The following is a 21,603-nucleotide window of genomic DNA, read 5'->3' on the forward strand; positions in this document are numbered from 1 at the left end:
TAACTAATCATCTTCTCAATAAGCGATAATGAATAATGAGCAGCGGCTCAAAACCGCTGCTCATTACTTTATCCATTTGTATGCCAATGTGTATCCAAAACAAATATGAAAGATGTTTTCGTCTTGGAACTAACAAATACCCGTTGTAAGTTTTTGCAAAGTTGGCGAGCAAGTTTACTTTCTAGTTCCTTTCCACTTTACATAATGATCTAAAAATGCGATAGCTTTCTCAATAACCTCTTCATCTGGTTTTAATTTTGCATGGTGTAAACCATATTCTGAATTTACCCCAAGCCAAAACATAAATCCAGGAATCTCTTGAAGCATATAACCAAAATCTTCCCCTGTCATTGCCTCAGTACATGTAATTACATTCATATCAGTTTGTTCACTTACAAACTGCATAAACTCTCTCGTTAATACTTCATGGTTATATACTTGATGATACATCGCTCCATAGTCAATAACAGCTTCACATTGGAAGGAAGCTTCTATACCTGCAACAATTGCCTCAATCCTACTTTTAACACGCCTCATTGATTCCACTGATAACGTTCGGATCGTTCCTTCTAACCGAGACTTTTCTGCTATGATATTTTGAACTGTACCACCTGTTATTTTTCCGATTGTAATCACTGCACTATCAAGAGGATTCACATTACGACTAATAACGGATTGAAGTTGTGTAACAAGGTGACTTGCTGCTACAATCATATCATTTGCAGTATGCGGGTAGGCTGCATGTCCACCTTTCCCTTTCAAATCAACATATAACTCTGATGTATTTGCAAATAATAGCCCCTCTTTTGTGGCAATTGTTCCTACAGCGTATTCAGGTGCAATATGAAGACCAAGAATTATATTCGGCTTCCATTCTTTTAACTCTTCACTCTCTAACATAGGAAGAGCCCCTCCTGGCCCTTCTTCAGCTGGTTGGAATAGAAACACAAGGTCATCATCTATTCTTTCTGTTACAGCTGCTGTTAGAAGGCCTAAACCGATTGTTGTATGCAAATCGTGTCCACATGCATGCATCATTCCTTCATGAATTGAAGCAAACTCATATCCAGTTTCTTCGGTAATTGGTAAACCGTCTATATCTGCGCGATAACCGATAATTTTTTCTGGATTTTTTCCATTTACTTTAACAATGACACCCGTTTTCCATACTTTCACTTCCACATATTCATTCGAAAGCGTTCCTATGTAATCTAAAATATACTGTTGTGTTTTCCACTCTTTAAATCCAATTTCCGGTATTTTGTGTAAGTCTCTACGAATTTGAACGAATTTGCTTACTGCCATTTTTGCACCTCTATCTATAAAAAGCGCAAGAGCCTGTTATGCTCTTACGCTTTTTTTGTGTTTATTTCTCTGGGTTTAATTGACGAAGCTCTTGTTTAATTTCAGTTTTTGCTTTTGTCTTCTCATCAATCTCTTTAATTACACGTGCTGGAGTACCGGCAACAACTGTATATGGAGGTACATCTTCTGTTACAACAGCTCCTGCTGCTACAACTGCACCCTTACCTACTGTAACTCCCTCTAACACAACTACGTTTGCACCAATTACAACATCATCTTCAACGATAACTGGTTTTGCTGAAGGCGGCTCAATAACACCTGCAAGTACTGCACCTGCACCTACGTGACAGTTCTTACCAACAGTTGCACGTCCACCAAGTACCGCGTTCATGTCAATCATAGTACCTTCACCAATTACAGCACCGATATTAATTGTTGCATTCATCATAATAACAGCATTGTCGCCGATTTCAACGTGATCACGAATAATCGCGCCTGGCTCAATACGAGCTTTAATACCTTTTAAATCAAGCATTGGAATTGCAGAATTACGACGGTCATTTTCAACAACGTAATCAACAATGTGCTTGCTATTTTCATCAAGAATTGTCTTAATTTCAGACCATTCTCCAAATAATACACCAGACTTTTTATTTACAAATGCTTGTACCGTTTCAGGGAATGTTACTTCTTTTAAATCCCCTTTTATGTATACCTTTACAGGAGTTTTCTTTTCACTTTTTTGAATAAACGAAATAATTTCGTTAGCGTCCATCATTTTCATTCTTGTTGCCTCCTAAATCCATTTATAATGTTACTCTACCAAACGATAGAGCGAGTAGCAAGATAATAATCCTATTTTTCCATTTGAATTTCTTCTATAATTTCTAAAAATGCCCTTACTTGCTTCAATTGTCTGGCCGATTCACTCGTCAATAACCATGTTTCTCTCGTTAATTGAACAGGTGTTTTATACATATTTTCCTGTACTTCTTTTAAAACAGTAGAAGGTAAAAGAGCATAACCTATACCATTTAAAACGAGTTGTTTGCAAGTCTCAATTTGATCAACCACAATTGTTCTCTTAGGTGGATTAGAAAATAAACCATACCACCAATTTTGTATTTGTCCATAATAAGTCGAATCACTTTTAAATTGAATAAAAGGTCTATTTGTTTCTTTTAACATCGTAATATCTTTTATTTCTTTATCCACTAAATAAAGTTCATCTTCAAATAATTGTTGCTTCTGACCTTTATATTCTTGTGTTCCTCTCAATATAGCAACATGAACGTCTCCTTCATAAAATTGCTTTTGCACTTCACTACTCCAGCCAGTAAACAGCGATATTTTCACAGAAGGGTATTTATGTACAAACTTCTTCAAAACAGGAGGAAGCCAATATTGACCAATAACTGATGCAACAGCTATTTTTAACGTTCCGTGAGTTTCTGTTCTAAAAACAGCTAGCTCACTTTTAATATCCTCTTCCTTTTGCAGCATTTCTTTTGCATAATTTGCGACTTTTTCCCCTTCAGGTGTAATTGTCAATCCTTTTTGTGAGCGAATAAAAAACTTCATTCCCCATTGTTTCTCCATAGATTGTAATCGTTGACTAAGCGCAGGTTGTGAAACAAATAAACGTTCCGCCGCTTTTCTCATATTTGATTCCTGAGCTAACACAACCATCATTTGAAAATCATCAATTTGCAACTTTCTCCCTCTTTCCTTAGCTTCCATACACCTTATCTCAATAAGCTTTTCATCCTTAATTTAACTATATACTCTTATATTTTTTATCTTTTTAAATATAATACATACACAACTGATATGCACGAAAAAAAGTGACTTCTCCGCTTCTATGAAGTCACTTTTCTCACATTATCGATTATGTTGCCTTACTTTTTTATTCAACAATTTCAAAATAGCCCGACGTGTTAAAATCCCCTCAAAATACCCATCTTCATTGACAGCGCAAATAAAAGGATGATCAATTGTCATTTCTAAAGCTTTTGCAAACGAATCTTCTAACTTAAGAACCGGAATGTCTTCCTTCATCACCTGTTCTACTTTCATTTCGTCAAGTCTTTCAAACTCAATACGTTCTAACCCTAACATACCGTCTAAAATCATAGCAGTACTAATTAACCCATGCAATTTATACATCGGGTCCAAAACAGGTATCGCCGAATATCCAGATTTCACAAGAACGAGTAAAGCATGCTCTAAACCATTCCCCATTTGGACATGTGCTACTTTTTCTGATGAAATCATTAAATCTTTCACAAAAATTTGTTGAAACTCGTCTTTCGGAATACTAATCATATTACAACCTCCATTTTCCCTTTTTCCTACTTTTAATCACCGAATCTATTCATATTTTATGACAGCGTTTTCATGTTATTATTTTGTCCTTACTTTATTTCAATAAAAACAAAATTACACAGCTATTTTAGCATACAACACAAAAAAAAGACTACCATTCCGGTAGCGCTTAATACCCCTTATTTTTTAACCTGTAAAATAACCTTGTGATTTTTTTATATTGTGTCACATCTGTCTGTTTTAAACCATTCTCAATATCTGTAATTTCCACAGATAAAATTTCACTCGCATAATTTTGCTGAAATAGAATATCTAGTAACAAACTCTCTTCTTCTTCTGTTAAAACAAATTCCCTTTTCATATACCCCTCTCCTTATACTCGCATCGTTACTCTTATTATATATAATTTCCAACCTATTTAATAGATGTAATATTCAGTTTTTAACGAAGGATATATAAAAATTGTTTTTTATTTCGTATATCGATTTGCATAACTAAACGCCGCATAAGCATCTGGCTTAATTTTTGCTGTTAATCCCATCGCTTGAATTTTCGCTGTCATATCTAGAATAAATTCTTTTGTTAAACCATCATTTCCGATATCCAAGTGAATTTCCATTATAAATCCAGCTCCCTCTTGAGCATATGGATGCAATAAATCCCATATTGTTTGTATATGGTTCGGAGTAAATAGGCATGCAATTTCTTGGCTAAACTGCGTTTCTAAATATATTTTCTCACGTAAAGTTGCTGGCTTATCTTTTACTGATTTATGGTGTAAACACCCCCAGGCACCTTTTCCAACGCGATGAATATGAATTGCCGTAATAAACCTCGTATCCTTTTGATGTGCTTGTGAGTCTGTCCCAATGGATAAACGATATAAATTTCGTGGATCCTTTTCAATGAAACTGCAAATACGGCTAAAGACCATATCAAAATTTAAATGTCTCTCTGAAACATTATAAAATGTATGTTCACCGGCCACATAGTCACGTCCTTTCAATTAGACAGACTTTTCGTATTCTCATTGTATGGGACAAAAATAAAAATTATAACTTCCTATCCTTTATTCGTTTCAATATTTCGAATTACATAATGGCAAACTTGGCACGTATAAATTACATTTTGATTCGATTGAGCCGTTAATACATGAATAATCTCAGCAGAATTGTGACATTTAGGACAAACCACAACTGGTAAACGTTCCATACAACACACCTCCTCGTTATTTTTATCCCGCTATTTGCTACCCGTAAACACCCAATTGGTGATGGCTAATAATCAGTATAGGACGAAGAAGCCCCACTGATTACAATTTCACTTTATTACCATTGTAGGAAAAATGAAAAATCTCTATACATATATGCTAAAAAGTAATAGAACTAAAAAAGGTGTTGCCATATGGCAACACCTTTTTTATATGTATCAAGAAATGATATCGTAAATCTCAATTGCAACCATATCGATATTATCGAATTGATACACTTGAGGTTTTTCACCTTGTTGATACACTTCTAACTCATACATTTCACTTTTATCGAAAAATTTCACGCTACATTTGCGCTCACCGTTCACTTCAAAATAGCGTTGTGCTACTTCACCGCTTTCAGCTTGTTCTTGTAGACTAACAAGTCGAGTTAAAATTCCTTGGAGTAGAGACATGAAATCTCTCCTTTCTCTGATCTTCCTACCAATAGGTTTTACAGCTATACTCATTCTATCCGTCATAACAGAAAAAATGTTCCACAGTCTAGGATAAAGGTTATTGGCCAGAAACTCAACTAAAAATTTGTCGAAATGCGAAGGAAAAAACAGAAAGAACATCTTTTCCCTTCTTTATTGCGATTTTTATACTGGAAGAATATAATAAAAAACAGAAAAAAGGAGGAATTACAATGAGAAAAATTGAGGTTTACACACAACCTGATTGTCCGCCATGTGTCATTGTGAAAGAATTTTTAAAGCATAATAACGTTGTATATGAAGAATTTGACGTGAAAAAAGACGCTGCTGCACGCAATCGTCTTTTATACGACTATGATTCGTATTCAACTCCAACAGTTGTAATTGATGGAGAAGTTGTTGCTGGTTTTCAAATTGAAAAATTACAACAGCTACTCAATATTGAATAAGAATAGGTAAAAACCTATTCTTATTTTTATCCCACTATTTGTGGGCAGTAATAGCCCGATTGGTGCGAGCTATTACTCAGTGAGAGATGAACATCCCCCACCGATTACAGTTTCACTTTATAATTGTTGTAATCGTTTTATTTCAGTTAAAAGTTCTTGGCTTTCATGATATCCGGCCAATTTCCATTTCCCTTGATCTCTTTGCAATGTTACAATTTGATATTGTCCACTTTTCGCCCGCTCATATACATATAAAATTTTATGCTCTTCATCATATGACATTTTCGTTTCTGAATGAAAAGAAAACGGCGCTTCTTTTGCTGGAAGTAAATATTCACCACTTTGTTTATCACTTCTACTATTTTCATCTGTAAATACTTGAAGGAAATTCTCTGTAAAATATGGTGATAACGTTTCTATCATCTTATTCATCGGCAAATGCTTCCCACGAATTGAAAATTGGGTTTCATAGCCCTTTTGTATCGTTGTAAACACTTCTTCCCGATCGACTTTCGCTTCCTCTTTTCCTAAAACAGTTGTGACACTATAACCAACTAGAAAGGCAACGCATACAAATAGAACTAACCATATTCCATATTTCCTCATTTTTTCACCTTCCTTTTAAGAAAACTTGTCTTTGTAGTATTCATTGTAACAATGATTATGCAAAGACAGGGGTGGTTTCGTTCGTAAAATCTTTACAACGATAGACAGCATTTTCATCACCATTTTCACTATTACCAATTTATGATAAAAACAAACAAAAAATGCACGAATCTCTTCGTGCATTAAAATAAAACATCTTCTTCATATAAATATTCATACGATAAATCTATAAATAAAAAGTTTTCATCATCAATTGGGAAGGAAAATGTTCGTACCATCTCACCGGTTTCAATATCAGCATATAAATCTGAAAGTCTTGCCTTATTCTCAAAACGCATTTTCATAATATTTTCTAGAAAATACGGACGCCAACTCCAGTTCTTCATATAATACTCAGGCATCACAATCCATTCCCCATCTTTTTTCATAACGTTTCCTGATTGTTGGAAACCATCTTCGTTACAAATAAATATGCGAAAACTACACTGTGATACACTTTGGCTAAATTGTAATAACCAATCATTCATATCTTCATTCTTTTTCTGTTTGGCTAGAACATCACCAATTCGATCACGTAACATTTCTGTTAAATTATAAATCTTTTGTAACTTTTTCTTCTCATGTTGAATAAATTGATGACACTCATTACCAAGTCGTTCTTTCAAAACGTTCGTTTCAATAAAATCAGGTAAGCACTCTTTCAAATAATTCCCTTGATAATATCTACCACCGTTTTTCCAAGCATATTGTAGTTGATAAAAAGCATCTATTTCTTCATATAACAATGTTGCACCAATTCTTCTAGCAAGTAATGATAAAGAATATAAAATATCTTGATAAGATTGTAAAAGTGCAGTTTGCCTTAAGTTTGTTAAATCTACTTTTAAAATATCCGGTGCTAACACGCTAATACGTTCTAAATTACTTGTACCCGTTCCGACTTTATTAATCGAAATTTGAATACCATATGTACGATAATACATAAGCAAATGATTAAATTGCTCTATATCTTCTTGACATTCATGTTCTGTAATTTCTAAAACAATGTGTTTCAAATTTAAACCTTGCTCTTCATACATCAATAAAAGTTGAAGTAAACTTTCATCATCATCGTTCATTAATACGTTAGCATTTCGATGTATAAATAATAATAGTTTTTGATCACTTTCTAAATAACGATTTAAAGCTTTTTCTACTATAATGTTATCCGCTTCCAGTTGAAACTCACTCGGAATAGAATCATCATGAAAGAAAGAAGCTAGACTTTGTATGCCCTCTTCTGTTTGAATACGTCCTACTACTTCATATCCAATTACAGTATGCTCATCAGCACTAAAAATAGCTTGATAATAAGGAAGGACTTTATCCAAGTTACTCATTACATCTAATGCATCTATCAACGCGCTTCCCTCCCTTTACTTTTCAAAAATTATAACATGATATTTACGGAAAAATAATAAAAAATCCCTTCAGTTTTCCTGAAGGGATTAGAGGGGTAAAATGCTAAGGGGAATTAGCAATTCTACTATGAAGAAAAAAGAGGTCTTAAATATAACGTATATATGACCTCTTGTAAACACTTTTCTTTCACATGTCACAATTCCGTCACATTTAACCGTAAGAATATGAATCAAACATTCATTTTCTTATCCCTTTTAAAATGGATATTGATGTAAATGTTGTCCTCCATCCATTGTCATACAAGTTCCATTTATGTAAGCAGCTTCATCTGAACATAAATAATAAGCTAGACCTGCAATTTCTTCTGGCGTGCCCAGTCTTCCAAGCGGAACACTTTGTATCGTACGCTTAGCCATTTCTTCTGAAATCCATAATTTATCAGCACCGCCCGTACGTTCAATTGGTCCTGGCGCGATAGCGTTAACTCGTATTCCATATTTACGGCCCCACTCAACAGCGAGTGTCTTCGTCATTGCTAATACTCCAGCCTTCGCTGCAGCCGAATGAATAACTCCCGGACCTGCATCCCATGCATATGTTGCTACCATATTAATGATATTCCCTTTTATACCTTTTTCAATCCAATATTTTCCGACAGCCTGACTACAGTAAAATGTACCATTTAACACAATATTTATGACCGAATTCCAGCCATTCACGGATAAATCTTCTGCTGGACAAATAAAGTTTCCAGCTGCATTATTTATTAAAATATCAATTCGTCCAAACTTCTCATCAATATGTTCAATCATTTTCTGAATATCATCAGTATTTCTTACATCCATTTGTACAGGTAATATTTGCCCTGGAAATTGTTCAATTTCCAACTTTGTTTCCTCTAGTTTTTCCTTTGTACGTCCTGTAATAACTACTCGTGCCCCTTCTTTCGCAAAACGAATCGCCATTCCTTTTCCCATTCCACTTGATCCACCTGTTATAATAACTACCTTTTCTTTCACATACATCCCCTCCCAAAAATGAATACACATTCATTTTATCATTTTATTTAATAGAAATCTTTATATTTTTAAACTTTTCTGATATTTTAACGTAAAGAGGTTTCTTTTCATTCATTTTTTTCGTAATCTATACTACTTTTTTATGATTTAAAATATATTTCAAATAAACTGAAAGGAGATTTGGGTAACCTGTAAATGTAACGAACACATGTGATGTAAGTCAAATAGGTATACTCATATTTTTATGAAGAAAATTACTAGAAGAGATTTTTTAAAAGTTGGCATGCGCACTTGTCTATATTCATTTATAACTACTAGCATCGGATACTATTACGCTAAATATATTGAGCCTCATTTACTCTCTTTTACAGAGCATACACTTAAATCTCAACTCATACCCAAAAGTTTTCATGGTATGAAAATTCTTCAATTTAGCGATTTACATCTCGGATACTATTTCTCTCTCCAACATTTATCTCAAATCGTTTCTAAAATTAATGCTGTAAAACCCGATATTGTTCTTTTTACTGGTGATCTCATTGATAATTATCAAACATATACTGACACCCCTTTCGTTGCATCCATTTTAAAAAATATACAAGCACCCTTCGGTAAATTTTCTATTTATGGTAACCATGATCACGGCGGATATGGAACGGAATACTACGAGCACATCATGCGTGAATCTGGATTTGAACTATTACTAAATAACGAAAAGAGAATCCGTCTACTGGATAATAGTGAAATTTCAATTTTCGGGCTCGATGATATACTACTAGGCAAACCCAAAATAGAAGAAACACTACAGCACGCGAGGCAAAACACTTATAACATTGTTCTTGTTCACGAGCCAGATATTGCACCACAAATCGCTAAATATCCAGTTAACTTACAACTTTCTGGTCATAGCCATGGCGGACAAGTACAAATTCCCTTTTTAGGTGCTATTATTACCCCATCACTTGCTAAAAACTATGTTGAAGGTTTCTATACGATTCAAGATTTAGCTCTCTATGTCAATCGAGGTCTTGGCAGAACACGCGTCCCATTCCGATTTATGGCAAAACCTGAAATTACAATTTTTACGCTCCAACATTCGTAATAATTCGCCTATTTTCTTACATATCCTTTCTTGTACGCGCTCATCCACGTTTCATTTACCATATGATAAAAATGAGTCCAATAAAGGAGGTTTGTTCATGTATCCATATTATCAACCAATCCCAGTCCGTTCAGCACCTATTGGTCCAGTAGGCGACTCACGCTTCTTTCCGTTTTTTGGTGTTCCATTTCTAGCTGGGATTGCTGGTGGACTGCTCGGCGGTGCATTAGCTTTCGGCCCTAGACCGTATTACCCACCATATCCACCACCTTTCCCACCGCCAACACCTTATCCTTGTTATGGCGGACCTTGTCAACAACCATTCTATTATTAATGTACTCCAACAATTCTACCAATGTTATTCCCTCTCTTAACTGATCCATTAACATGCTTATAATAAAAACTATTCTCTCTACGCATCCTTCTATTTAGAGAATGTATAATAAGTAGAGAACAAAGTAAAAAAACCTCTTAAAAAAAGAGGTTTTTTTACTTTGTTCTCATTATTCAGCATCCGTGTTTTGATACGCCATCTTAAACAACTTCACTTGGCTATCAATTTCTTCTGTACTACTATTAATAACATAGTAGTACTCACCAGATTTATTCTGTTCACGTGTTTTCACATTATCAGCTAATATAAGTTGTAAAATCGCCTTAATTCTCGCCTTCATTTCAATATCTAATATCGGGAAAGATATTTCTACTCGCTTCTCCATATTCCGCGTCATCCAGTCAGCTGAAGATAAGTATATTTTCTCTTCTCCATTATGATGGAAATAATAAATTCGGCTATGTTCTAAATATCTCCCGACAACACTAACTACCCGAATATTTTCACTTACATTTGGAATACCAGGCCTTAAACAACACGTTCCTCGAACGATGAGCTCTACCTTTACTCCAGCTTGTGATGCTTCATACATTTTTTTGATTAATGGTTTATCTGTTAATGAATTCATCTTAGCGATAATATATCCATTTCCATATTGCCTATGATAACGGATTTCTTCATCTATTAAATCCATAAATTGCTCTCTTATATCAAATGGTGCAACCGATAAATGATGAAAATGTGGCTTGCTTGTATAACCACTCAAATAATTAAAGAAATTTGTTGCATCGACCCCAAAGTCTTTTCGTGATGTAATATACCCGAAATCAGTATATAACTTTGCTGTTGCGTCATTATAATTTCCAGTCCCGAGATGTACGAACCTTTCGATTTTTCCGTTTTTTCTTCTTACAACTAGCGTAATTTTACTATGTGTTTTCAAGTGGCTTACACCGTAAATAACGTGACAGCCTGCCTTTTCTAATTCTTTAGCCCAATGCACATTATTTTCTTCATCAAATCTTGCCTTCAATTCAACTAATACCGTAACTTGCTTCCCTTTTTCAGCTGCTACCTTTAGCGCCTGAATAATCGGCGAATCCCCACTTACTCGATATAATGTTTGTTTGATTGCAAGTACATTCGGATCGTCTGCCGCATCACGGACAAAATCAACTACTGGCTGAAATGATTCAAAAGGATGATGTAATAAAATATCATGCTCAATTGCTTTTTCGAATACATCTTCCGCATCCCCCAAGTCTTGAGGCCGTTGCGGAATAAGAGCCGGATATACTAGATGTTCATATAAAGGAGCTAGTTTTTTATATAAAGAAAATAGACATGTTAAATCTAATGGTCCATCCATTATATACACATCTTCATCTTTTACTTCCAACACCTCATATAATAATGCTAATACTCTTTCATCAATATGCTCTTTGCCAACTTCTAAACGTACAGCAGCTCCCCACTTACGCTTTTTTAATTCTTTTTCAATTACCTTTAATAAATCCCTCGCACCTTCTTCATGAATCGTTAAATCCGCATTGCGTGTAATACGGAAACGAGTAACAGACGATACTTTATATCCTGTAAATAATTTATGGGTAAAACCACTAATTACATCTTCTAATAAAATAAATTTATGCTTTTGCCCCTCACTCGGTAAAAATATGAAACGTTCAAGTAATGAAGGAACTTGTACAATTCCTAACTTCGTGCGGTTTTCTTCCTCCACTTGTTTCTCATCATATAAAAGAGTAGCTAAATTCAAACTTTTATTTAATAACATTGGAAATGGACGATATGCATCAATAGCTACAGGTGTTAAGACTGGAAAAATCTGCTCATCAAAATACTCTTCTATAAATTCCCTCTGTTCTTTCGTCAAATCGTGGAATGTTAAACGTTCAATCCCCTCTAACTCCAGCGCTGGCAACACATAATTTTTAAACGTATCATATTGTACAGTCATTAATTCATGGGCCTTTATCGCAATTTTATTTAATTGCTTTTTTGGTGTTAAGCCAGCCTTATTTTCTGGTTGGTTAAACCCAGCACTCACTTGATCCTTCAATCCTGCTACGCGTACCATAAAGAATTCATCTAAATTGGAACTGAAAATGCTAATAAACTTTAATCTTTCCAAGAGCGGATTTGTTTCATCCTGTGCTTCTTGTAGTACACGTTCATTAAATGCTAACCAACTTAATTCTCGATTATTGTAATAAGCTGTATCATTTAAATTTACTATATTCCCCATCAACATTTCCATCCTCTTCACACTTCCCCTGAAACTTTTTTACTATAATTTAGTTACTTTTATTTTAGCAAATTACAATATTCCAAGGTGTTAATTTTTTGTAAAGACATCCGTACAACTTAACGTTTTGATTCGAAGGATAAATTAATAGTCGTTTTCAACACTCTTTCCAGCTGCTTTTTTTGTTTTTCAGCTTGCACTTTTTCCGCTAATGCCGATTGCTCACATACAATTTTAAATGTTAATCCTTCTTTACTTTCTGTTATAGATATCGATTCAACAAGCGATCTTTGTCTTATATTTAGAGCTGCTGAAAATTGTAAAACAGCTCCTAATAGGCGGATTTTTTTTTGTTCATTTTTATCAAACCATCCTTCAAATGGAGACAAGTGTTGTTTGAATAACATTTTTGATTTATAAGACGCAATAAGCGCTAATCTAACTCGCTCTTTATGCATCATCCCATCAATTGTTTTATTCGCTAATAAATAAAACGTATGTAAGCGGCTCGCTTCTTCATCTATATATTTACCTATATTAAATACTTTCGCCGCTTGATGGAATACTTCCCAGTCTTTTGCTGACATAGAAATTAGCCCTGTTTCCTCAAGCTGTTGACAAATCAATCTTCCATGTTTAATAAGCTGAATTACAAATTCCATATCCATTTCATATTCATGTGATAATAAATGTAAACTTTCTTCGACTACGTTCGGATAATATGAAATCCCCAAATCTTTTGTCAACTCTTCATAGAAAACACCTTCTCGTAACCCTTTTCTACTTAACACAAATGCTGGTGCTTCTATAACATTAACAAGCGTATGAAAAACTTCGACTGCTGGAATAATTGTATCTGCTCGATCTTTTGCCAATCCTTCCAATTTTTGAAGTTCTATGAACGACAATGCTTCCAATTCTTCTTTCACATTTTTAATATCTTCTTCTTTCATTTTATATAAATGTACCCCTGCTATAGGATAACAAATTAAATTTTGATGGATTTTCACTAAGTTCCTCGCACTACCACCAATTGCAATAAGAGGCAATTTCTTATCAATTAACCATGGTAATGTTCGAAATTGATATTCTAAGTACGTTTGAATCTTTTCCAACTCGTCTTCAGTAGGTATATCCTCTTTAATAAATTGTTGCTTTAAAGAAAGTGCTCCAAAAGGAAAGCTATGGTACTCTAGAATCTCTCTATTTCGAAAGTATGTAACTTCTGTACTTCCTCCACCAATATCTACTGTAATTCCTTCAGAGAACGAAGTTGAATTCATAACTGCTAAATAGCCGTAACGTGCTTCCTCATATTCTGATAAGACTCTAAGAGTAAAGTCTGTTTGTCCTTCAACCAGTTTTTTAATTGCCTCTTGATTCTCAGCCTGTCTAATTGTTGCTGTTGCAACACAAAGTACATGATGCAACTGGTGGAATCGTGTACTTACTTGAAATTGAAATAATGTTTGTAACAATACCTCTATTCCTTCTTCAATCAACACACCATCAATTAAGTAATTCCTTAACCGAGCAACCACTTTCGTATTTTCAATCTCCTTATAAAAACCACCGTTTTGCTTTTCATAAATAACTAAACGCATTGTATTAGATCCAATATCTATAATGGCATATTGCTGTTTTAATATTTCTTTCAAACTTCTCACTCTTTCATTATCAAATTTCTAAAGCACATTCTATTACTATTATACAAAATAGTTGTTTTTTGTAACAATATTGCTTTAATATTGAAAATATATACAATCACTTTTTGCATATAATAAAAACCTCTTTTATTTATGTTATAATAATGAAAAATTGAAAGGAGATTCAATATGAAACCTTCACAACCACAATCTCAATTACAAAACCAACATTCTATTAATCGACTAGCTCAATCTATTTTCGTTGTGAATCGTCATGCTAAAGCTGCAACTAATCCGAAGTATTTATACTGGTTAAAAAAGACGGCTTTAGAGCGCTTAATTGCTGAAAAAAAAGCTATTAAAGAAGGATTACATTTTTCTAGAAATCCACGTTTTAGCCAACAACAATCTGATGTTCTTATACGTTTAGGTGATTATTTTTTCCATATTCCTCCTACGAAAGAAGATTTTCGAATCCTACCACATCTTGGTCATCTTGAATCCTCCTATCGAAATCCGAAAACAACCTTATCTTTAACAGTAGCAAAAAAAACACTTCAAGATTATATTGGTCCTGAAGCACTGAAACAAGAAAAAAAATTAAGTGAACCTGTCCCATGGTATAGTCGTACTTATACAAAAAAATAAAACAGTTTGGCCAATTGTAGGCCAAACTGTTTTATTTTTTCTCTTCTTTAATTTTAATATTTGCTTGTTTATAAAAAGCTATTTTTTCTGTATTGTAAGATTTTGTGAATTCATTAAACTTGTCTTTTTCTGATTCAATATCCTTATAAGATTGATTTACTACTTTTACTTTTTCACTAATATCTTTTAATTTTGTACCTTTATCTTGTAACATTGTATATAATTCTTTTTCTTGTTTTAACGATTTATTATAGCTATCATACATTTTGTTAAATGAATCTTGTCGTTTCTCATATGTGCTTTTCACTTTATCCGCTTGATCTTTCAATTTCTTATCTTCAATTTTCTTCACATATTTATCTGCTGATTTTACTTCTTCTTGTGCCTTACTTAAAGATTCTTTTTCTTTTTTAAGCACTTTGTCTCGTTCATCTGTATTTTTCACTGCTTGGTTCAATTTTTCCTTAACAGTTTGATTATTATCTTTTCCTTCTTGAACAATTTGGTTATATAATTCTTGTCCCTCTTTTTCTAAAGTTTCAAGTTTCTTTGCATCTTCAAACATTGTTTTTTCTTGCTTTGCAGCATTTTCAAATGCAACATATAATTCCTCTTCTGGTTTCGGTCCGAAACAACCGACTAATAAAGTCATTGATAATGCAATTACAATTGCTAATTTACTATATTTCAACATCTTCTTCCTCCTACTTATATACGATCATCGTGTAAAAAGCTATGAAAATTATATATCCTTCTATAAACTCCATACTCGCACCTTTTCTACGAAAATCATTGATATTGTTTATAATGCTTGTACAAATTGTATTACTTAAAATTACATTTTACTTTTTTGAACCAATTAGCAGTTTCATATCCATCTTTTATTTAGCACTTTTTAAAGCCTGTTCATACTATGTATTACATAAAAGTACAACGGAATTCATCACAGCCATAATAATTTGAAGAACAACAGTAATAATTCACCTGATAAAAGATGTTCGTTGTTCTCTCACGTCTATCATTCTATCATTCCCTTTCCGCTTTCTATCAAATAATTTCTTTGTTCATTTTACACAGTATAAATGCTATCTTGCAACAACTTACAATTATTCTTGTCATTCCCTAAAAAGGAAAAGTGTAGAGCATGCTTCCCTCTACACTTTTAAAATGAAACACATTGTGCAAAATGCATTGACACATCCATCATAATTATATGCTTATTCCATATATTTTTAAAGACTTTTATTACAATAAAAGTTCTTTTTGTAATAAAAGTCAAAAAAATGTTACATTAAAAACTTCTTCATATCATATTTCTTTAAATCAAAGTTTCACTCATTTTCTTACAAATCCCTATGCTGGTACAATTGATTTTGTGCCTTTCTTAACAATTCTTCAAAAGTTTTTCCTTCTATTGGATAACTAGCAGCTCCAAATAATAGCGTCATACTTAACAAACCATTTTCTATTTCACTTTCAATATTTATCATTAATCGGTTTGTTATTGTCGACTTTTCATGTCCGTTATCAATCGCCACAATAACATACTTATTTTCATCCCACCTAGTAACGACATCTCCTTTACGAATTGTCTTTACAATCGTACTCTCCAATTTTTGTACTAACACCTCCAATTTTTTTTCTTGCACTGTTTCTTTTAGTTCTTTCCATTCTTTCACAGAAAGAATGTACACTGTAATATTATGAGAATCCCGTTCTGATAAAGCAGCTACTTTCTCAAAGAAATCAACTACAAAATCATTACTTGCCATTCCTCCTACTTCCGTATCCATATGCTTACTCGCTCTTTTATCATACCAATGTCCAAAATAATAGCTGAGTATCATTTGCAATATATAAATAATAAAGACGGTATAAAATGATCGCGAATCCAGTTTTGTAATTACATCTTGAAGCGCAATCCATTCTGTAACTGCCACTGTATTCCCAAGTAATAATCCACTAATTTTCCCTTTATGTTTCATACTTCTCCTCCTTTCTATACCAATATATGTTTCTATAACAATTATGTTTTTCTACAAAATAAAAAATGTACATATTGAGTGTACATTTCCGCTTAAGCTTGTCTACCATTTCTATTCTATTTCATATATATACTATATATCGTTTTAGAAAGAGGTGACTTATATGCTACAAAAAGAGAATCTATCAGATATTATACGTTTACTAGCAGGTTTTCTATTATCATTAAAATTACTGTTTAATTCTTTCGGAGTGAACTTTATTACAAACGATCAAATTGATGCTATTGTAAATGTTGCTTCCTTTCTTTTCATTTTATATTTTGGTTATAAAAATAATTATGTAGGAAAAAAAGGAATCGAGCAAAAAAAAGTACTCAAAAAACACAACCTTCATTAAAAAAGGAACCTTTCTTACAGGTTCCTTTTTATCATTGCCGCACTACAACTTCATTTGTTTGCAGTGGACCATATGATACTCCTTTATATTGAAATGTATATGTAGCCTGAAATAATGTGTTTTTGATTGCTTTATCTTTATTTGCTTTTATTTTACAAATTAGTTCTACTTTCTCATTCGGTAATAAATTTTCGATTCGCCACCTTACAAGCTGGAACAAAAACTCGCTCATCCCCTTATCAGCCTTTAATGAATTTGGGATATATGCAAAATAATCTCGAATCATATGACTTACTACAACTCGTGAAATCATTTCCATTCCTTTATTTTCTACTTCAATTCGAATAATAAGTATGTCGTTTACATCATAGGTCAGTTCATATGAAAATTTTTCTTTATACATACTACGGATTTGTAATGTAACTGCTATATTAGGACATTCGCTTTCCTTTTTTGAGCCATCAATCCATAATACTGGTTGTAGCGGTATTGAATGCCTTCCTTGATCCGAATTTCGTTTCCATATTTTCATAATAATATTTCACCCCATTTCAGATGCATCATCCATACAACCTTATTCTGCCTCTCTACACCATATTAATAAAGCTTGTTACAAATGATATATAGTTATTGCTCTTCCTTTTATCCTATTCGACAATATAACGAAAAAACCATTTTTCCTCTGTTAACAGGCAATATTCTTACTGAAATATTTTTTTACAATTTCCTTCATTGGCTTTATACCAATATTCAGTATTACTCACTCTTTCGCTGTCCATACAACAGAATATTTTGACGGAAGAAAAAGTTTGCCTTTTAGTCAAATTTGACTATAATATTCTTTATGGCTTTGTCAGTGCACTTGTTTAAATTAATTTGAAAGAACTATACTTTAAATTTTTATGTGTTGCACTCAAAACTTCATATAGTTTACTTATTATTAAAGGAGGGTTATATTTGGAATCTCAATTATCAAAAAAAGACTCCAACAATACAAAATTTGTTGTTGCTGGTTTACTACTTGGTATTTTAATGGCAGCAATGGATAATACAATCGTTGCAACAGCAATGGCAACAATTGTTGGAGACCTAGGAGGATTTGACAAGTTCGTTTGGGTCACGTCTGCATATATGGTAGCAACAATGGCAGGGATGCCTATCTTCGGAAAACTTTCTGATATGTATGGACGGAAACGCTTTTATATTGGTGGTCTCATTCTTTTCTTATTCGGTTCTGCACTTTGCGGGACAGCATCTAGTATTGAGCAACTAAGTATTTATAGAGCAATTCAAGGGATCGGTGGCGGTGCTCTTATGCCTATCGCCTTCACGATTATGTACGATATATTCCCACCAGAAAAGCGCGGAAAAATGACAGGGCTATTCGGTGCGGTTTTCGGGACATCTAGTGTATTTGGCCCTTTATTAGGTGCTTATATTACAGACTATATAAGTTGGCATTGGGTCTTCTATATTAATATTCCATTAGGAATTATCTCCTTCTTCTTCATTACTAAATACTACAGTGAATCTCTAGAATTTAGAAAACAAAAAATTGATTGGGCTGGCGCTATTACACTTGTTATTAGTATCGTTTGCTTAATGTTCGCCTTAGAACTTGGTGGTAAAGAATACGCATGGAATTCCACTGTAATTATCGGTTTATTTACAACAGTTGTTATTATGCTTATTATTTTCTTCTTCGTAGAACGAAAAGCAACTGAGCCTATCATTTCTTTCCATCTATTTAAAAAACCTTTATTCGCAGCTAGCCAAGGCGTTGCCTTTTTCTATGGTGCCGCTTTTATTATCTGTACAGTTTATATCCCAATCTTCGTTCAAGGTGTTCTCGGCGGTTCAGCCTCAAATGCTGGATTAATTTTAACACCTATGATGGTTGGCTCTGTAATTGGAAGTCAAACAGGTGGACAGTTAGCTTCTCGAACAAGTTATCGTAACATCATGATGGTATCTGGTGTTTTCTTCGTAATTGGTATTTATTTACTAAGCACTTTAACAATGGATACACCTCGTCTACTTGTAACGCTATTTATGGTTCTCACTGGACTTGGAGTTGGTTTCTCGTTCTCAGTTTTAAGTATGTCTTCTATTCACAAGTTAGAAATGCGAGACCGTGGTTCTGCTACATCAACAAACTCATTCTTCCGTTCACTCGGTATGACTCTTGGTGTAACGATTTTCGGTACAATTCAAAACCATATTTTTACTACTAAATTAAACAATGTGTTCCCTCCTGAACTAGCTAAATTAGCTCCAAAAGGCGGAGACACAAGTTTCTTATTATCACAAGGTGCTACCGAGAAGATTCCAGCTGAAATATTAACTGGTATTAAAGATGCTCTCGCTACCTCTATTGCCAGTACATTCTTCTGGGCACTGATCCCGGCTGTACTAAGTATTATTTGTATTTTACTTATGGGAAATGAACGCCTCTTTACAGGTCCAAAAACGAAACAAAAACAAAAGAAAGTAAGTTAATATAGAGAAAAGAAACGGCATATCCCTTTATGAAAACGGATATGCCGTTTATAATATGTATAAAGTTTTTATTTATAGGAGTTGAGACAGCATGAGCATGAAATTAGTCATTCTCGGCTTGCTACTCGAAGGAGATAAACATCCATATGAAGTGCAGCACATCATGAAAGAACGACAAATGGATTGTTATATTAAATATGCAAAAGGATCACTTTACTACGCCTTCGAGCAATTAGAAAAGCAGGGTGCAATTCGTATTACCACGATTGTACGAGATACGAATAGACCCGATAAAACAATCTTTCATATAACAGAAGCAGGTAAACGGTTATTTCACACGTTACTATTAAAACAATTCGAGGCAAAAAATCAAATATATAAACCAATTTATTCAGCACTCTCTTTCGCTCATTTTGGCGATGATCAAGAGTTAATTCCTATTTTAGAAAAAAAGAAAAATGATACCGTTCAATATTTACATAAAATGCAAACTATTTATGATTGTAGCAAAGGACAAATTCCACGTGCACAACTATATATTTTACAAAGCGTGATTGAACATATTACAGTTGAATTGCAATGGTTAAACACCCTGCTTACAGATGCAGTTGCAGGGCGACTTTCAGAAATTGATATAGATGAAGGTTGAACTTATAAAGAAGAAACAGTAACAAGGCAATAAAGTTATTTCATTGTAAAACCTAAAACAAGCACACCCCCGTTCTAATTTAGGACGGGGTTATGCTTGTTTTATTTTCTATATAAAATACTCCACTGCTCAAAAATATAACAAAGATTTATTCATCACTGGTGTCCCATAATGGAAAATCGTTTCTTAAAATTCTATATAAAAAGGTTGCTGATTTTCATCCAAACTGTATTCAATTCTTTGTCTGAAATTCATAAATTTCACCATTTCTAACGCCTGCTCAATAGGATAGAATCCTACTTCCAAACTTTCTGGTGTAGTCGTTAATTTACCGCCAACTGGTCTAGCTAAAAACAACGTATTACATATTGAATGATTCACATTTTGGAATACCCCACAAAATTTTAAAACCTCAATATCAATACCTGTTTCCTCTTTAGTTTCCCTTATTGCAGCATCTTTCAAAGACTCTCCTTCTTCAACTTGTCCACCTGGCATTTCCCATCCTCTTCTAGGTCCTTTAATTAATAGGATTTCTTTTTGTTCATTCATTACAATTGTCGCTGCTGAAACTATATGTTTTGGTGGTGAATAAATATTTTGTGTACTTTGTTCCAATTGAAATTCCCCATTTCTATAAACTTAGTATATTTATCTTTATACAGGAACTTTGTTCTTTCTTGTGATAAGTTACTATTTCAAAATGAACCACCTACTTCCCTTCTTTGTACCAGAATATGAGCCGATTGTTAAATAACATAATTGGCATCTTATCTCTGTACAGATACCCACTTCTTTACAAGTTTAATCGCAATTCATTTCAATTTCCCCAACCTCTCTTCCCTCTAAAAAATCATAATAATCAGAACGATAAGAATGATAAGAATAAAAAACTTTAGAATTTTCTTATTTTAAAACAGTAGACAAAATTCCAAAAATTGTGTTAGAATTTGTTTCAATATCATATCGCTTGTTAACTTCCTTTCAAAAGGAAAATAGGTACACGAAAATTTCGTTTCGTGTTTAAAAGGGAAGCTTGGTGAAACTCCAACACGGTCCCGCCACTGTAAATGCTGAGATTTCTTGTTTAGTGCCACTGTGAAAACGGGAAGGTGAAAGAAATTATATGAAGCATAAGTCAGGAGACCTGCCTGTTTTAGCAACACTGATAGATTCACGGATGATGATGAGGTGTTAAAACAAAAAGGAAGGCTTATTTTCTATGCCTTTATGCTTTTTGTTATAGGTATTTCCTAGTAAACGGAAATGCTTACTTTCAATTAGGG

24 protein-coding genes and 1 riboswitch are annotated in these 21,603 nt (G+C 33.6%); of the genes, 7 read left to right on the forward strand and 17 right to left on the reverse strand.

Translation table 11 applies throughout. The features are described from left to right. Positions 1-174: 174 nt before the first annotated feature. From J0835_RS19475 to J0835_RS19510, 8 genes are all read right to left on the reverse strand, one after another. Entirely contained in the window at positions 175-1,305 is a 1,131-nt protein-coding gene (locus J0835_RS19475; RefSeq protein ID WP_087981728.1) for an N-acetyldiaminopimelate deacetylase, read from the reverse strand. 61 nt (positions 1,306-1,366) lie between these two features. Next, positions 1,367-2,089, reverse strand: coding sequence for a 2,3,4,5-tetrahydropyridine-2,6-dicarboxylate N-acetyltransferase (gene dapD, locus J0835_RS19480; protein WP_000783245.1), 723 nt, complete (start codon positions 2,087-2,089; stop codon positions 1,367-1,369). Positions 2,090-2,160: 71 nt separating this feature from the next. Next, the gene (locus tag J0835_RS19485) at positions 2,161-3,045 is read right to left on the reverse strand and encodes a LysR family transcriptional regulator (RefSeq protein WP_002008407.1); all 885 of its coding nucleotides are present in this window, start codon (positions 3,043-3,045) and stop codon (positions 2,161-2,163) included. 141 nt (positions 3,046-3,186) lie between these two features. Continuing rightward, a complete protein-coding gene (gene cbpB, locus J0835_RS19490; protein ID WP_000623572.1) occupies positions 3,187-3,630 on the reverse strand; it encodes a cyclic-di-AMP-binding protein CbpB in 444 nt (147 codons plus the stop codon). A 169-nt stretch (positions 3,631-3,799) separates the two neighbouring features. Continuing rightward, positions 3,800-3,991 carry an antirepressor AbbA gene (gene abbA / locus J0835_RS19495; protein ID WP_000817795.1) on the reverse strand — a complete coding sequence of 64 codons (192 nt, stop codon included), beginning with the start codon at positions 3,989-3,991 and terminating at the stop codon, positions 3,800-3,802. Between the two features lie 108 nt (positions 3,992-4,099). Further along, a complete protein-coding gene (locus J0835_RS19500) occupies positions 4,100-4,618 on the reverse strand; it encodes a ribonuclease H-like YkuK family protein (RefSeq protein WP_000896655.1) in 519 nt (172 codons plus the stop codon). A gap of 74 nt (positions 4,619-4,692) precedes the next feature. After that, positions 4,693-4,842 (reverse strand): hypothetical protein, encoded by a 150-nt coding sequence (locus tag J0835_RS19505; protein WP_064474939.1) that lies wholly within the window; start codon positions 4,840-4,842, stop codon positions 4,693-4,695. A gap of 216 nt (positions 4,843-5,058) precedes the next feature. Next, positions 5,059-5,295, reverse strand: a complete 237-nt coding sequence (locus J0835_RS19510; RefSeq protein ID WP_000055151.1) for a YkuJ family protein — start codon at positions 5,293-5,295, stop codon at positions 5,059-5,061. A gap of 233 nt (positions 5,296-5,528) precedes the next feature. Between J0835_RS19510 and J0835_RS19515 the strand changes: the two genes are divergently transcribed. Continuing rightward, on the forward strand, positions 5,529-5,765 hold the full coding sequence (locus tag J0835_RS19515) for a glutaredoxin family protein (protein ID WP_001225788.1): 237 nt from the start codon (positions 5,529-5,531) through the stop codon (positions 5,763-5,765). Between the two features lie 117 nt (positions 5,766-5,882). Here the strand turns inward: J0835_RS19515 and J0835_RS19520 are convergent, their stop codons facing one another. The 3 genes from J0835_RS19520 to fadH form a co-directional block, all read right to left on the reverse strand. Next, positions 5,883-6,371 (reverse strand): DUF3993 domain-containing protein, encoded by a 489-nt coding sequence (locus J0835_RS19520; protein ID WP_046956444.1) that lies wholly within the window; start codon positions 6,369-6,371, stop codon positions 5,883-5,885. 182 nt (positions 6,372-6,553) lie between these two features. Beyond that, positions 6,554-7,771 (reverse strand): EAL domain-containing protein, encoded by a 1,218-nt coding sequence (locus tag J0835_RS19525; protein ID WP_087981729.1) that lies wholly within the window; start codon positions 7,769-7,771, stop codon positions 6,554-6,556. A gap of 255 nt (positions 7,772-8,026) precedes the next feature. Then, positions 8,027-8,791, reverse strand: a complete 765-nt coding sequence (gene fadH / locus J0835_RS19530; protein ID WP_087981730.1) for a 2,4-dienoyl-CoA reductase — start codon at positions 8,789-8,791, stop codon at positions 8,027-8,029. Between the two features lie 244 nt (positions 8,792-9,035). On the opposite strand from fadH, the gene J0835_RS19535 reads away from it, so the two are divergent. Both J0835_RS19535 and J0835_RS19540 read left to right on the forward strand, forming a co-directional pair. Beyond that, a complete protein-coding gene (locus J0835_RS19535; protein ID WP_087981731.1) occupies positions 9,036-9,893 on the forward strand; it encodes a metallophosphoesterase in 858 nt (285 codons plus the stop codon). 97 nt (positions 9,894-9,990) lie between these two features. Then, complete coding sequence (locus tag J0835_RS19540; protein WP_000283744.1) at positions 9,991-10,227, forward strand: hypothetical protein; 237 nt, start codon at positions 9,991-9,993, stop codon at positions 10,225-10,227. Between the two features lie 169 nt (positions 10,228-10,396). Here the strand turns inward: J0835_RS19540 and J0835_RS19545 are convergent, their stop codons facing one another. After that, positions 10,397-12,505 (reverse strand): polyphosphate kinase, encoded by a 2,109-nt coding sequence (locus J0835_RS19545; RefSeq protein WP_046957435.1) that lies wholly within the window; start codon positions 12,503-12,505, stop codon positions 10,397-10,399. 107 nt (positions 12,506-12,612) lie between these two features. Next, positions 12,613-14,151 carry an exopolyphosphatase gene (ppx, locus tag J0835_RS19550; protein ID WP_087981732.1) on the reverse strand — a complete coding sequence of 513 codons (1,539 nt, stop codon included), beginning with the start codon at positions 14,149-14,151 and terminating at the stop codon, positions 12,613-12,615. A gap of 177 nt (positions 14,152-14,328) precedes the next feature. Here ppx and J0835_RS19555 point away from each other — a divergent pair, with 177 nt between their 5' ends. Continuing rightward, positions 14,329-14,787: a YkyB family protein gene (locus tag J0835_RS19555; protein WP_000804864.1), complete on the forward strand. Its 459-nt coding sequence runs from the start codon at positions 14,329-14,331 to the stop codon at positions 14,785-14,787. A 31-nt stretch (positions 14,788-14,818) separates the two neighbouring features. Here J0835_RS19555 and J0835_RS19560 read toward each other — a convergent pair whose 3' ends face one another. Further along, the gene (locus tag J0835_RS19560; RefSeq protein WP_087981733.1) at positions 14,819-15,481 is read right to left on the reverse strand and encodes a YkyA family protein; all 663 of its coding nucleotides are present in this window, start codon (positions 15,479-15,481) and stop codon (positions 14,819-14,821) included. Positions 15,482-16,130: 649 nt separating this feature from the next. Next, a complete protein-coding gene (locus tag J0835_RS19565; protein ID WP_087981734.1) occupies positions 16,131-16,772 on the reverse strand; it encodes a diguanylate cyclase domain-containing protein in 642 nt (213 codons plus the stop codon). A 163-nt stretch (positions 16,773-16,935) separates the two neighbouring features. On the opposite strand from J0835_RS19565, the gene J0835_RS19570 reads away from it, so the two are divergent. Next, positions 16,936-17,169 carry an SPP1 phage holin family protein gene (locus J0835_RS19570; protein ID WP_000939452.1) on the forward strand — a complete coding sequence of 78 codons (234 nt, stop codon included), beginning with the start codon at positions 16,936-16,938 and terminating at the stop codon, positions 17,167-17,169. Between the two features lie 31 nt (positions 17,170-17,200). On the opposite strand, the gene J0835_RS19575 is transcribed toward J0835_RS19570, so the two are convergent. Continuing rightward, positions 17,201-17,701: a hypothetical protein gene (locus J0835_RS19575; RefSeq protein ID WP_087981735.1), complete on the reverse strand. Its 501-nt coding sequence runs from the start codon at positions 17,699-17,701 to the stop codon at positions 17,201-17,203. A 425-nt stretch (positions 17,702-18,126) separates the two neighbouring features. On the opposite strand from J0835_RS19575, the gene J0835_RS19580 reads away from it, so the two are divergent. Together J0835_RS19580 and J0835_RS19585 are read left to right on the forward strand one after the other, a co-directional pair. Continuing rightward, a complete protein-coding gene (locus J0835_RS19580) occupies positions 18,127-19,668 on the forward strand; it encodes an MDR family MFS transporter (protein WP_087981736.1) in 1,542 nt (513 codons plus the stop codon). Between the two features lie 91 nt (positions 19,669-19,759). Then, positions 19,760-20,317, forward strand: coding sequence for a PadR family transcriptional regulator (locus J0835_RS19585; protein WP_087981737.1), 558 nt, complete (start codon positions 19,760-19,762; stop codon positions 20,315-20,317). Positions 20,318-20,503: 186 nt separating this feature from the next. Here J0835_RS19585 and J0835_RS19590 read toward each other — a convergent pair whose 3' ends face one another. Then, positions 20,504-20,935, reverse strand: coding sequence for an NUDIX hydrolase (locus J0835_RS19590; RefSeq protein ID WP_087981738.1), 432 nt, complete (start codon positions 20,933-20,935; stop codon positions 20,504-20,506). 362 nt (positions 20,936-21,297) lie between these two features. Next, positions 21,298-21,486: riboswitch (cobalamin riboswitch) on the forward strand. Positions 21,487-21,603 lie beyond the last annotated feature (117 nt).

It is taken from the genome of Bacillus cereus group sp. Sample62 (assembly GCF_036851315.1).
GTDB classification, from domain to species: domain Bacteria; phylum Bacillota; class Bacilli; order Bacillales; family Bacillaceae_G; genus Bacillus_A; species Bacillus_A wiedmannii.

What these genes read in the sequence shown, in the direction of transcription:
- J0835_RS19475 (WP_087981728.1), bottom strand. Translation starts at nt 1,305, where the DNA reads ATGGCAGTAAGCAAATTCGTTCAAATTCGTAGAGACTTACACAAAATA.
- dapD (WP_000783245.1), bottom strand. Translation starts at nt 2,089, where the DNA reads ATGAAAATGATGGACGCTAACGAAATTATTTCGTTTATTCAAAAAAGT.
- J0835_RS19485 (WP_002008407.1), bottom strand. Translation starts at nt 3,045, where the DNA reads ATGGAAGCTAAGGAAAGAGGGAGAAAGTTGCAAATTGATGATTTTCAA.
- cbpB (WP_000623572.1), bottom strand. Translation starts at nt 3,630, where the DNA reads ATGATTAGTATTCCGAAAGACGAGTTTCAACAAATTTTTGTGAAAGAT.
- abbA (WP_000817795.1), bottom strand. Translation starts at nt 3,991, where the DNA reads ATGAAAAGGGAATTTGTTTTAACAGAAGAAGAAGAGAGTTTGTTACTA.
- J0835_RS19505 (WP_064474939.1), bottom strand. Translation starts at nt 4,842, where the DNA reads ATGGAACGTTTACCAGTTGTGGTTTGTCCTAAATGTCACAATTCTGCT.
- J0835_RS19510 (WP_000055151.1), bottom strand. Translation starts at nt 5,295, where the DNA reads ATGTCTCTACTCCAAGGAATTTTAACTCGACTTGTTAGTCTACAAGAA.
- J0835_RS19515 (WP_001225788.1), top strand. Translation starts at nt 5,529, where the DNA reads ATGAGAAAAATTGAGGTTTACACACAACCTGATTGTCCGCCATGTGTC.
- J0835_RS19520 (WP_046956444.1), bottom strand. Translation starts at nt 6,371, where the DNA reads ATGAGGAAATATGGAATATGGTTAGTTCTATTTGTATGCGTTGCCTTT.
- J0835_RS19535 (WP_087981731.1), top strand. Translation starts at nt 9,036, where the DNA reads ATGAAGAAAATTACTAGAAGAGATTTTTTAAAAGTTGGCATGCGCACT.
- J0835_RS19540 (WP_000283744.1), top strand. Translation starts at nt 9,991, where the DNA reads ATGTATCCATATTATCAACCAATCCCAGTCCGTTCAGCACCTATTGGT.
- J0835_RS19545 (WP_046957435.1), bottom strand. Translation starts at nt 12,505, where the DNA reads ATGGAAATGTTGATGGGGAATATAGTAAATTTAAATGATACAGCTTAT.
- J0835_RS19555 (WP_000804864.1), top strand. Translation starts at nt 14,329, where the DNA reads ATGAAACCTTCACAACCACAATCTCAATTACAAAACCAACATTCTATT.
- J0835_RS19560 (WP_087981733.1), bottom strand. Translation starts at nt 15,481, where the DNA reads ATGTTGAAATATAGTAAATTAGCAATTGTAATTGCATTATCAATGACT.
- J0835_RS19565 (WP_087981734.1), bottom strand. Translation starts at nt 16,772, where the DNA reads ATGAAACATAAAGGGAAAATTAGTGGATTATTACTTGGGAATACAGTG.
- J0835_RS19570 (WP_000939452.1), top strand. Translation starts at nt 16,936, where the DNA reads ATGCTACAAAAAGAGAATCTATCAGATATTATACGTTTACTAGCAGGT.
- J0835_RS19575 (WP_087981735.1), bottom strand. Translation starts at nt 17,701, where the DNA reads ATGAAAATATGGAAACGAAATTCGGATCAAGGAAGGCATTCAATACCG.
- J0835_RS19585 (WP_087981737.1), top strand. Translation starts at nt 19,760, where the DNA reads ATGAGCATGAAATTAGTCATTCTCGGCTTGCTACTCGAAGGAGATAAA.